Source organism: Mycobacterium sp. D16Q13 (assembly GCF_002013375.1).
Lineage (GTDB): Bacteria > Actinomycetota > Actinomycetes > Mycobacteriales > Mycobacteriaceae > Mycobacterium.
The window spans coordinates 39,610-50,981 of the sequence record NZ_MAEW01000008.1; the positions used below are offsets into that span (position 1 = coordinate 39,610).

Here is an 11,372-nt window from a genome sequence, read left to right on the forward strand (position 1 = left end):
GGCTTTGTTGCGGGCCTGGTGTGCGACAGTGGTGCCCATGCCTCAGGGTCAGTTGCGGGCCCTTCTGGGACGCTACGTCCGCCCGTACCGCAGCCTCGTCGCGGTGGTCGTCGTCCTGCAGACCCTCAGCACGCTGGCCTCCTTGTACCTACCGACCGTCAACGCCGCGATCATCGACGACGGTGTGGCACAGGGCGACACCCGAATGATCATGCGGCTCGGCATGGTGATGCTCGCCGTGACGCTGGTGCAGATCGCCTGCTCGATCGGCGCGGTGTATTTCGGTTCCAGAACAGGTATGGGGTTCGGCCGCGATATGCGATCGGCGCTGTTCCATCACATCACCGGGTTCTCCGCCGAGGAGTCCGCCCGATTCGGCGCGCCGACCCTGCTGACGCGCACCACCAACGATGTTCAGCAATTACAAGTGCTGGTGCAGATCACCTGCACCATGCTGGTGACGGCGCCGATCATGTGCGTCGGCGGAATCGCCATGGCGGTCCATCAGAATGCGGGCTTGTCCTGGCTGCTCATCGTGAGCATGCCCGCGCTCGGTGTGACCAATTGGTACATCGTGCGCTCGATGTTGCCGATCTTCCGCCGAATGCAACGACTCATCGACGGCATCAACCGCGTGATGCGAGAACAACTGACCGGTATTCGGGTCATCCGCGCATTCACACGGGAAGCAGTGGAGCGCAAACGATTTAGCGTCGCTGTCGCCGAGGTATCCGACACGGCGCTGGCCGCCGGACGATGGCAGGCCCTGATGCTGCCCACTACTTCATTGGTCATCAATACCTCCAGCGTGGCGCTGATCTGGTTCGGCGGGCTGCGGATCGACCAGGGACAGATGCAGGTGGGCTCGCTGGTGGCCTTCTTGTCCTACTTCTTGCAGATCCTCATGTCGATGATGATGCTCACCATGCTGGCCGTCATGGTGCCGCGCGCATCAGCGTGTGCCGAACGGATCGCCGAGGTGTTCGAAACGGTGGGATCGATTACAGCACCGGCCGATCCGGTGCATGTGGACGCACTCGACCCGACCGTCGAGTTCACCGATGCCGGGTTCCGTTATCCCGGTGCCGAGCGTGCGGTGCTGGAAGGGGTTTCGTTCACGGCGCGACCAGGGACGGTCACCGCCGTGGTCGGCGCGACGGGCTGCGGTAAGAGCACGCTGCTGTCTTTGATCCCCCGCTTGCACGACGTGACCGCAGGTTCGGTACGTGTGGGCGGTCACGATGTTCGCCGATACGACCCTGAGGACCTTTGGATGGTTATGGGTCTGGTCCCGCAGCGGGGCTACTTGTTCTCCGGAACGGTGGAAAGCAACCTGCGCTATGGCAAGTCGGATGCCACCGAGGACGAGATGTGGGATGCGTTGCGCGTCGCCCAGGCGGCGGACTTTGTCCACGCGCACGCCTCGGGGCTGCAGATGCCGGTGTCGCAAGGCGGTATCAACTTTTCGGGCGGGCAGCGTCAGCGCATCGCGATTGCGCGGGCGGTGATTCGCCGCCCCGGCGTCTACCTGTTCGATGACGCGTTCTCCGCGCTGGATGTGCATACCGATGCGCGGTTACGGGAGGCGCTGCGTGCGGTCGCCGCGCACGCCACCGTGATTGTTGTGGCACAACGGATATCGACGGTGGTCGATGCAGACCAGATCGTCGTTCTGGAGGACGGCCGAGTGGCCGCGGTGGGCACCCACGCCGAACTGGCGGACCGCTGTGAGATGTACCAGGAGATCTGCGATTCGCAGGCGGTGCTGCCGGTATGACTGGGGCGATCGGCTTTCGAGGTGTGCAACAAGGGCCGGCAGAACGTTCCCGGGACTTCCGCGGCACCGCCGTACGGATGGTGAGACGACTTGCTCCGCAACGTTTTCTGACCGCCATGGTGATCACTCTGTCCATGACCGGTATCGCGATCGGGGTCATCGGGCCCCGGATCCTGGGGCATGCCACCGATCTCTTGTTCAACGGGGTCATCGGACGGGAGTTGCCCGCCGAGCTCAGCAAGGAACAGGCCATCGAGGCGGCTCGGGCCCGCGGGGACGGCCAGTTCGCACAGATGCTTTCCGGCATGAACGTCACCCCCGGGGTGGGTGTCGATTTTCACGCGGTGGGGATGACGCTGGCCCTGGCCTTGGGTATGTATCTGGCGGCCGGGTTACTGGCATGGGTACAGGCACGGCTTCTCAACGTCACCGTGCAGCGCACGGTGGTGGCGCTGCGTGCCGATGTAGAAGACAAACTGCATCGGCTTCCCTTGTCATACTTTGATTCCCGACAGCGCGGGGAAATCCTCAGCCGCGTAACCAACGATGTCGACAATATCCAGACGTCACTGCAGATGAGCATCAACCAGCTGCTGAGCTCAATGCTGACCCTGGTTGCCGTACTTGCCATGATGCTCAGCATCTCGCCGCTGCTGGCACTGATCACACTCGCGACCGTGCCCATGTCGCTATGGGTGACGCGCGCGATCGCCCGCCGCTCCCAACAGCTGTTCGTGGCGCAGTGGTCTAACACCGGGAAACTCAACGCACACATCGAGGAGACCTACAGCGGTTTCACCATCGTCAAGACCTACGGACACCGCGCCGAGGCAGAGGCAATCTTCGCCGATCGGAACGCCAAGGTCTACAGCAGCGCCTTTGGGGCACAGTTTTTCTCGGGATTGGTATCGCCCGCCACGGCGTTCATTGGAAACCTGAGCTATGTGGCAGTGGCGGTGGTGGGCGGCATGAAGGTGGCCTCCGGCGACCTGACGCTCGGCGGCATCCAGGCGTTCACGCAATACGTGCGGCAGTTCAATCAGCCCCTGACACAGGTCGCGGCGATGTACAACACCCTGCAGTCCGGACTCGCCAGCGCCGAAAGGGTTTTCGAGCTGCTGGACGAGGACGAGGAGCCGCCCGATCCGGCATCTCCTGCGACGGTCCCGGGCGGGACCCCGGGTGTCGAGTTCGATGACATCAGCTTTAGCTACTCCCCCGGCAACGCGGTGATCGAAGGGCTGTCGCTGCTCGTCGAACCGGGGCAAACGGTAGCGATCGTCGGGCCGACCGGGGCCGGAAAGACCACCCTGGTGAACCTGCTGATGCGCTTCTACGACATCGACTCCGGGCGGATACTGCTGGACGGCACTGATATCTCGACGATGAGCCGACATGATCTGCGGTCTCGGATGGGGATGGTGCTACAGGACACCTGGCTTTTCGGCGGCACCATCGCCGAGAATATCGCCTACGGGCGGCCCGAGGCCTCTGACGACGAGGTCCGCGAGGCTGCGCGTGCGGCATACGTGGACCGATTTGTGCGCACACTTCCCGACGGCTACGACACCAGGATCGCCGACGACGGTGAGAACATCAGTGCCGGAGAGAAGCAGTTGATCACCATCGCCCGTGCATTCCTGGCACGCCCGCAGCTGCTGATTCTCGACGAAGCGACGAGCTCGGTGGATACCCGCACCGAGCTACGAATCCAGCGGGCCATGGCCGAGCTGCGCCGGGACCGAACGAGTTTCATTATCGCCCATAGGCTTTCCACCATTCGCGATGCGGATCGCATTCTCGTGATGGATGGCGGCTGCGTCGTCGAGAGCGGCACTCACACGGAACTGCTGGCGCGCCGCGGCGCCTACTTCGCGATGACACAGGCCTAGAGCTGCGGACCTTGCGTCCGTAGGTCCCGAACCTCCGTCATGGCACCGCGCAGCTTGTCCAGCCAATCCTCGGCGTGTTCACCGACCAGCCGCACCGCCCACGCCAGCGCATCGGCACGGGAGCGGGCAACTCCGGCCTCCACCAGGGTGTCGAGTACCTGACGCTCAGGCTGTCGCAGCCGCGTCATCACCGGAACCGCGATGTGCGTGAACAGAATTCGCTCCGGCTCTTCAGCGGTACCCACATCGACACCCCAGGAAACCTTGCGCCCGTACCGAGCCTGCGCCTCGTCGGCGATGCGCATTCGATGGGAGCGCGTCTCTTCCCGGAAACGCGAGGCCCGGCCTGCAGCACGCGCCTCGCTCTCGTTGTCACCCTCATCCGCGGGTAGCCGACCGATGACGGTGATCTCTTCGCGGTCGACGACGACTTCGGGATCACCACTGAACCAGCCGTCGGGCAGGCGCCCGGCGAACCAGTCCGCGGCGTCGGAGGCGTCGGACTGTTGATCTCGTTTCATGATTACAAAATTACACGCTTACAAACCTCAGAGCGTTCGCTTATAGCGAACACTCTGGGAGCGGCGACTGCTACGTCAGCTACGGCGCATGACGACCGCGGCACCGCCGGCGAGCACGATGACCACTGCCAGGACCAACGCCCATCCGAGACCGGCAATCCACCACACGGCGCCGAGAGCGGCCAGTACCGGGGCAGCCACGAACAACGCCATCCCCGGGTGCTGACGGATCACCGCCAGCGCGGCATTTGCCCGCTGCTTGTCGATTTCCTTACCAGCCATATCACCAGCGTACTGCGCATCTGGACGTCGGCCCGACAGCTTGATCCCGAATTTGTCGCCCAGCTGGATCGGATCCCTGACGCACCACCGTCGGCAACACGACAGGGCTCTTCGTAGACCCTCTGCGCTGACGACATCATGGAATCAACGAGTAAGGTAATCCTGTGCTAAATCGACGGTCGTTCTTGGCGGCATCGGCTATCGCGATGACAACAGCACCCTCAGCGTTTGCGGATACCGCAGAATTCGAGGGAGGCCCCGTATTGGCGCGTCGAGCGGTACTGCTCGATTGCGGCCGCAAAGCGTTCAGCGTCACGTGGGTACGGCGACTTGTTCGATACATGGCCACGCTGGGCCTCAACGAGTTGCAGTTGCACTTCGCAGACAACGGCCGGCTTGGCATCACCAGCGCCCGCCACCCAGAGGTGAACGTCGCCCCCCAATGGGCCAGCAGCCAAGTGCGCGACATCGTCGACTTCGCCGCAGAGTGCGGGGTATCGGTGGTGCCTGAACTTGATATGCCGGGCCATATTGGGTGGCTCCTCAGCGCACATCCGGAGTTCGCGATGTCCGGAGGTGGGGCAGACGGGGTGATTGACATAACCAATGACGCGGCAATCGCCTTCCTCGACGACATCATCGACGAGTACGCTGAGCTCTTTGCAGGCAGCCCGCACTGGCATCTAGGCTTTGACGAAATCTTCAGTCCCTTTACCCAGGGGCAGGCGGCCGGGAGGCTCGCGGACATCGCCCGGGAAAAGTTCGGGCCATTGGCTAATGAGCACGATCTCATTACCGACGTCGCCAATCGTTACGTCACTCAGCTTGCCCAACGGGGTTTCGGGGTCGGTGTCTGGAACGACACCCTGCTCAAGAGCGCGGTGGTCCCGCTGGACCGCACCGTGACCGTCAACTACTGGACCCGCTGGAATGACACCTATGCCGCCGCAGGTGATATCGCCGCAGCAGGGTATTCATTGCTCAACTACAACGATTACCTCTTGTACTACGCCTTAGCGCCCCAATATGAACACCCGACGGTTGAACGTATTCTGAAACTGTGGCGGCCGGAAGTCTTTAGCCCGAGGTTGCAGTTTGACCCACAAAGCTTGATCAAGGGAGGAACCCTGGTCATCGACTCCTCGGTACAGTCGATGTTTCCCAAGCCAGAATTTCAGATCCTGGACAGAAATGCAGATAACATAACCGGTGCAACCTTCTCGATTTGGGCCGACATGCCAGAAGCCGAGACCGAAGACCAGATATTTACCCATGTCAAAGAGCCCTTAGCGGCGTTTGCACTTAAAGCATGGAATCCCAATAGCAGCGTCACAGCAAACCGTGTTCGGCAAATCGTACGAGAAGCCACTGGCTGAACAAGCTACAGCACGCCAGAAGGCGAAAAACAGGCACGCTCCTGCTTGAGCCTCCAGCTCAGGGATTACGCGACGCCAAACGGATTGTCATTTTCCATTCGCCGCCAGCTCGATATCTCCGAAACCGCTGTGCGTCAGAATCTGCACCGCGCGCGGGCCGTGCTTGCAAACGCCCTTATCTAGACCAGGGCAATCCCACCAGTTGGCGTCCCAGACCTCCACGGGAAGCCAGAGACAGTTGGCTCGCTCACCCACCGCTACGGTGTGCTCATGTCCTGTGTCTTCTGCGCCATTGTTGCCGGCGCGTCGCCATCGTTCCCCGTATACGAGGACGAGACGACACTCGCCTTCCTCGATATCCGCCCCATCACCCGTGGACACACCTTGGTAATCCCGAAGTCCCACGCTCAGGACCTCACGGATCTGAAGCCCGATGATGCCGCCGCCATCATGACCGTGGGACAGCGAATCGCCAACGCCATGCGCGATTCGGAGCTGCAGAGCGAAGGCACCAACCTGGCCCTCAATGACGGCCGCGTCGCGTTCCAGACGGTCATGCACGCGCACCTGCATGTGGTGCCACGACGCGGGGGCGACAAACTTGCCTTCGCAAAGGGATTCATGATCCGTCGAGATCCCGACCTGGAATCCACAGCTCGCATCGTTCGCGAGGCAGTGCAAGCCAACTAGCAAAAATCACTCGACCACCCGCACTATCCGCTGATACGTTTTCGGCGACATGTCCACTCCGACGGCGGATTCGCCGACAATTGATCAGGTGAATCGCCGGCCGGTATTCCTGCTGCTCTTCGCATCTGTTGTGGCCGCCATCGGCAACGGTGTGTCGATCGTCGCGCTCCCCTGGCTAGTTCTGCAGCGCACCGGCTCTGCCGCGGATGCCGCAATCGTTGCCGCTGCCGGAACCTTGCCGCTGGTCTTCTCCACCCTGATCTCGGGAACGGCGGTCGACTTCTTCGGACGCCGCAAGATGTCGATCATCTCCGACGTCCTGTCGCTGTTATCCGTTTCGGCCATACCGATTCTGGCCATGACCACCGGACTCAGCGTGCCGCTGCTCGCGGCTCTCGCCGCGGTCGGTGCCATCTTCGACCCCGCCGGAATCACCGCACGTGAATCGATGCTGCCCGCCGCCGCGAAGGCTGCCGGCTGGTCGCTCGACCAGATGAACAGCATGTACGAGGCGGTGTTCAACGTCGCGTACATCGTGGGCCCGGGTCTGGGCGGTCTGCTGATCGCCTCCATCGGCGGCGTCAACACCATGTGGGCCACCGCGTCGACCTTCGTCGTGTCCGTCGCGGCAATCACCTTCCTCAAGGTCGAGGGTGGCGGGAAACCGGCCGCCGAAACCAAGCCCACCGGCGTCATCAGCGGTGTGGTCGAGGGATTGAAATTCGTCTGGAACGTCAAGATCCTGCGCACCTTGGCGCTTATCGACATGGCCATCACAGCGCTCTATCTGCCCATCGAAAGTGTGCTGCTGCCCAAGCACTTCAGCGATGCCGGGACTCCCCAGCAGCTCGGCTGGATACTCATGTCCATCTCGGTCGGCGGGCTGCTCGGTGCTCTCGGGTACGCCACCATGGTGCGCCACGTCCAACGCCGCACCATCATGCTGTGTGCCACCTTCACCGCCGGCATCACCACGCTGGGCATGTCTTTCCTGCCACCCATCGCGGTCCTGCTGATGCTCGGAGCATGCCTGGGCTTCATCTACGGACCAGTGGCGCCGATCGCCAACTACGTCATGCAGACCCGCTCCCCCGAGCACTTGCGCGGGCGGGTGGTGGGCGTCATGACGTCCACGGCATACTGCGCCGGGCCGCTCGGGTTCATGCTCGCCGGCCCCATCGCCGACAAGTTTGGCGTTGCCTCGACCCTGACGATCATCGGAATACCGATGCTCCTGATCGCCGTCGCCAGCACTCGGATGCCCGTCTTACGAGAGTTGGACCGCGAGGAACAGCAGCCCCACAAGGATCCCACTCGGTAGGGTCGGCTCCGTGGCTGACTTCGAGGGAAGAATTGCACTAATCACCGGCGGCGCACGCGGCATGGGTCGTTCACACGCCCTGGCGCTCGCCGAGGCGGGCGCCGATATCGCGATCTGTGATCGCTGTGAGAACAGCGATGTCGTCGGGTACCCGCTGGCTACCGAGGATGACCTCGCCGAGACGGTCGCCATGGTGGAAAATACCGGACGCCAGTGCATCTCGGCCAAGGTCGACGTGAAGGATCGCGCCGCACTGGAATCGTTTGTCGCCGAAACCGAGGACTCACTCGGCGGAATCGACATCGCCATCACCAACGCCGGTATCAGCACCATCGCGCTGCTGCCCGAGGTTGACTCCGCTCAGTGGGACGAGGTCATCGGCACCAATCTCACCGGCACCTTCAACACCATCGCGGCTGTGGCGCCCGGCATGATCAAGCGGAACTACGGCCGCATCATCACGGTCTCCTCAATGCTCGGGCACAGCGCGACATGGGCTCAGGCGTCCTATGTCTCGTCCAAGTGGGGTGTCATCGGGCTGACGAAGGTCGCCGCACATGACCTCGTCGGCTACGGCATCACCGTCAACGCCGTCGCACCGGGAAACGTCGAAACTCCCATGACCCAAAATGATTTCGTATTCGGCACCATGCGGCCTGACCTGGAGAAGCCCACACTCAAGGACGTCGAATCCGTCTTCGCGTCGCTGCACCTGCAGTACGCACCCTTCCTCAAGCCCGCGGAGGTCACCCGTGCCGTGTTGTTCCTGGCCGACGAGGCCAGCTCACACATCACCGGCACGGTGCTGCCGATCGACGCCGGCGCGACAGCACGGATGATATGAGCCAGACCGCCCTCCACGAGCTCGCGACGACCCTCGGCGAGGGCGCGGTCATCACCGACCCCGATATCACCGCCTCCTATCGACAGGACCGCGCCTTCGATCCAGACGCCGGAACGCCTCTCGCGGTGGTACGTCCCAGCAGCACGGAAGAGGTTTCGGCGACCCTGAAATGGGCCAGCGCGCATCACATCCCCGTCGTTCCCCGTGGTGCGGGAACCGGGTTATCCGGCGGTTCCACCGCCCAGGACGGCGCCATCGTGTTGTCGACCGAGCGGATGCGCGCCATCTCCATCGACACCACCACTCGTGTGGCGATCGCCCAGCCCGGCGCTCTCAACGCGGAAGTCAAGGCCACTGCTGCCGAACATGGCCTGTGGTACCCGCCGGATCCATCATCCTTCGAGATCTGCAGCATCGGCGGCAACATCGCGACCAACGCCGGCGGACTGTGTTGCGTCAAGTACGGAGTCACCACCGATTACGTGCTGGGTATGCACATCGTCCTAGCCGACGGCACGATCCTGCGACTGGGTGGGCCACGTCTGAAAGATGTTGCTGGACTGAGCCTTACGAAACTCTTTGTCGGCAGCGAGGGCACACTCGGCGTGATTACCGAGGTCACTCTGCGGCTATTGCCCCCGCAACCGCCGCCGTGCACCGTGGTGGCGACATTCAATTCGGTGACCGAGGCCGCCGACGCGGTGCTCGCGATCACCGCGCTGATCCGGCCCTCCATGCTGGAGTTCATGGACTCGGTGGCGATCAACGCGGTCGAGGACAAACTGAGAATGGGACTGGACCGCGAGGCCGCCGCCATGCTCGTCGCCCGCTCCGATGAACGCGGGAAGACCTCCGCGGAGGATGCCGAGCTCATCGCGCAGATCTTCACCGATCATCATGCCGCCGAGGTCTTTTCCACCGATGACCAAGACGAGGGCGAGGCATTCGTCGCGGCACGAAGGTTCGCCATTCCGGCCGTGGAGGCAAAGGGCACCTTGCTGCTCGAAGACGTGGGCGTCCCGCTGCCGAAGCTGGCCGAACTGGTGAAGGGCGTGGAAGCCATTGCCGCACAACACCGGTTGCTCATCTCGGTAATCGCACACGCCGGCGACGGCAACACCCATCCGCTGATCGTGCACGACCCCACCGACCCCAACGAATCGCAGCGTGCCCATGCCGCATTCGGCGAGATCATGAACTTGGCGATCTCACTGGGAGGCACCATCACCGGCGAGCACGGCGTGGGGCGGCTCAAAAAGCCATGGCTGGGCGGCCAGGTCGGCCCGGAGGTGCTGGAGGTCAACCGCCGAATCAAGCAGGCACTTGACCCCGAGGGCATCCTCAACCCCGGCACCCTGATCTAGTTCCTCACTGGATATTGACACATTAGGTGACATGCCTTACACATAAGACATGTCACTCGATGTGTCTCATGCGGTTGTGCCGCGTTATGTCCCCGGAGCCGCGGACAACTGGACCAATCCCTGGCCCATGTACGCGGCGCTGCGTGATCACGACCCGGTGCACCATGTGGTGCCCGAGCACACGCCCACCGACGACTATTACGTGCTCACCCGGCATGCCGACGTCTACGAAGCGGCTCGTGACTGGGAAACGTTCTCCTCTGCGCGGGGTCTCACCGTCATGTACGGCGATCTGGAGAAGACCGGCATGGGCGACAACCCGCCCATGGTCATGCAGGACCCGCCCACGCATACCGACTTCCGCAAGCTCGTCTCCCGCGGATTCACACCGCGACAGGTCACCGCCGTGGAGCCCAAGGTGCGCGAGTTCGTGGTGGAGCGCCTTGAGCGCCTCAAGGAACGCGGCGAGGGCGATATCGTCGTCGAGCTGTTCAAGCCCCTGCCCTCGATGGTCGTCGCGCACTATCTCGGGGTGCCCGAAGAGGACCGCGCACAGTTCGACATCTGGACCGACGGCATCGTCGCGGCAGCGGCCGGCGGTGCGATCGACATCGAGACCATGCAGGGCGAGGTCGCTCAGACCATCGGTGAACTGATGATGTACTTCACCGGACTCATCGAGCGGCGACGCGCCGAACCCGAGGACGACACCGTGTCCCACCTCGTTGCCGCCGGAGTGGGAGCCGACGGAGACATCAGCGGAACGCTTCAAATCCTCGGATTCGCGTTCACCATGGTGACCGGCGGCAACGACACAACCACCGGAATGCTCGGCGGTGCAATACAACTGCTGCACCAGAATCCCGATCAACGCCAGAAACTGATCGACGATCCCTCACTCATCCCGGGGGCAGTCGAGGAGTTTCTGCGCCTGACGTCTCCGGTGCAGGGTCTGGCGCGAACCGCGACCCGCGACGTCACTTTCGGCGACACCACCATTGCCGCGGGGCGGCGTGCGCTACTGCTCTATGGCAGCGCCAACCGGGACGAGCGCGAGTACGGCGAAGATGCGGGCGAATTGGATGTGCTCCGAAAGCCACGCAACATCCTCACCTTCAGCCACGGGAATCACCACTGCCTGGGAGCCGCCGCGGCTCGTATGCAGTCACGGGTAGCTCTCGAGGAACTGCTCACCCGCATACCGGATTTCGAGGTCAACCTCGACGGGGTCACCTGGGCGGGCGGCTCGTATGTGCGAAGGCCCCTGACGGTACCCATCCACGTGCGATGATCTTGCGATGAGCC

General features: G+C 62.9%; 10 protein-coding genes. 8 read left to right on the plus strand and 2 right to left on the minus strand.

Going from position 1 to position 11,372, the window contains the following annotated elements:
- Window positions 1-52 precede the first annotated feature (52 nt).
- Both B4400_RS08905 and B4400_RS08910 read left to right on the plus strand, forming a co-directional pair.
- Window positions 53-1,777 (plus strand): ABC transporter ATP-binding protein, encoded by a 1,725-nt coding sequence (locus B4400_RS08905; RefSeq protein WP_176112815.1) that lies wholly within the window; start codon window positions 53-55, stop codon window positions 1,775-1,777.
- The gene (locus tag B4400_RS08910; RefSeq protein ID WP_078309529.1) at window positions 1,774-3,669 is read left to right on the plus strand and encodes an ABC transporter ATP-binding protein; all 1,896 of its coding nucleotides are present in this window, start codon (window positions 1,774-1,776) and stop codon (window positions 3,667-3,669) included. The genes B4400_RS08905 and B4400_RS08910 overlap by 4 nt, the downstream gene beginning before the upstream one ends.
- Here the strand turns inward: B4400_RS08910 and abmR are convergent.
- Together abmR and B4400_RS08920 are read right to left on the minus strand one after the other, a co-directional pair.
- Window positions 3,666-4,190 (minus strand): ATP-binding transcription factor AbmR, encoded by a 525-nt coding sequence (gene abmR / locus B4400_RS08915; protein ID WP_078309531.1) that lies wholly within the window; start codon window positions 4,188-4,190, stop codon window positions 3,666-3,668. The two genes, B4400_RS08910 and abmR, sit on opposite strands and share 4 nt — an antisense overlap.
- Before the next feature lie 75 nt (window positions 4,191-4,265).
- Window positions 4,266-4,472, minus strand: coding sequence for a hypothetical protein (locus B4400_RS08920; RefSeq protein ID WP_078309532.1), 207 nt, complete (start codon window positions 4,470-4,472; stop codon window positions 4,266-4,268).
- A gap of 206 nt (window positions 4,473-4,678) precedes the next feature.
- Between B4400_RS08920 and B4400_RS08925 the strand changes: the two genes are divergently transcribed.
- The 6 genes from B4400_RS08925 to B4400_RS08950 all read left to right on the plus strand — a co-directional run bounded on the left by B4400_RS08925 (window position 4,679) and on the right by B4400_RS08950 (window position 11,358).
- Entirely contained in the window at window positions 4,679-5,848 is a 1,170-nt protein-coding gene (locus B4400_RS08925) for a family 20 glycosylhydrolase (RefSeq protein ID WP_139361332.1), read from the plus strand.
- Between the two features lie 270 nt (window positions 5,849-6,118).
- Window positions 6,119-6,538, plus strand: a complete 420-nt coding sequence (locus B4400_RS08930) for an HIT family protein (RefSeq protein WP_078309537.1) — start codon at window positions 6,119-6,121, stop codon at window positions 6,536-6,538.
- 49 nt (window positions 6,539-6,587) lie between these two features.
- The gene (locus B4400_RS08935) at window positions 6,588-7,859 is read left to right on the plus strand and encodes an MFS transporter (protein ID WP_078309539.1); all 1,272 of its coding nucleotides are present in this window, start codon (window positions 6,588-6,590) and stop codon (window positions 7,857-7,859) included.
- Between the two features lie 10 nt (window positions 7,860-7,869).
- Entirely contained in the window at window positions 7,870-8,703 is an 834-nt protein-coding gene (locus tag B4400_RS08940) for a mycofactocin-coupled SDR family oxidoreductase (RefSeq protein ID WP_078309541.1), read from the plus strand.
- On the plus strand, window positions 8,700-10,067 hold the full coding sequence (locus B4400_RS08945; protein ID WP_078309543.1) for an FAD-binding oxidoreductase: 1,368 nt from the start codon (window positions 8,700-8,702) through the stop codon (window positions 10,065-10,067). The genes B4400_RS08940 and B4400_RS08945 overlap by 4 nt, the downstream gene beginning before the upstream one ends.
- A gap of 49 nt (window positions 10,068-10,116) precedes the next feature.
- The gene (locus B4400_RS08950) at window positions 10,117-11,358 is read left to right on the plus strand and encodes a cytochrome P450 (protein ID WP_078309545.1); all 1,242 of its coding nucleotides are present in this window, start codon (window positions 10,117-10,119) and stop codon (window positions 11,356-11,358) included.
- Window positions 11,359-11,372 lie beyond the last annotated feature (14 nt).

Coding starts and splice junctions, on each gene's coding strand:
- B4400_RS08910 (WP_078309529.1), top strand. CDS start 1,774: ATGACTGGGGCGATCGGCTTTCGAGGTGTGCAACAAGGGCCGGCAGAA.
- abmR (WP_078309531.1), bottom strand. CDS start 4,190: ATGAAACGAGATCAACAGTCCGACGCCTCCGACGCCGCGGACTGGTTC.
- B4400_RS08920 (WP_078309532.1), bottom strand. CDS start 4,472: ATGGCTGGTAAGGAAATCGACAAGCAGCGGGCAAATGCCGCGCTGGCG.
- B4400_RS08925 (WP_139361332.1), top strand. CDS start 4,679: ATGACAACAGCACCCTCAGCGTTTGCGGATACCGCAGAATTCGAGGGA.
- B4400_RS08930 (WP_078309537.1), top strand. CDS start 6,119: ATGTCCTGTGTCTTCTGCGCCATTGTTGCCGGCGCGTCGCCATCGTTC.
- B4400_RS08935 (WP_078309539.1), top strand. CDS start 6,588: ATGTCCACTCCGACGGCGGATTCGCCGACAATTGATCAGGTGAATCGC.
- B4400_RS08945 (WP_078309543.1), top strand. CDS start 8,700: ATGAGCCAGACCGCCCTCCACGAGCTCGCGACGACCCTCGGCGAGGGC.
- B4400_RS08950 (WP_078309545.1), top strand. CDS start 10,117: ATGTCACTCGATGTGTCTCATGCGGTTGTGCCGCGTTATGTCCCCGGA.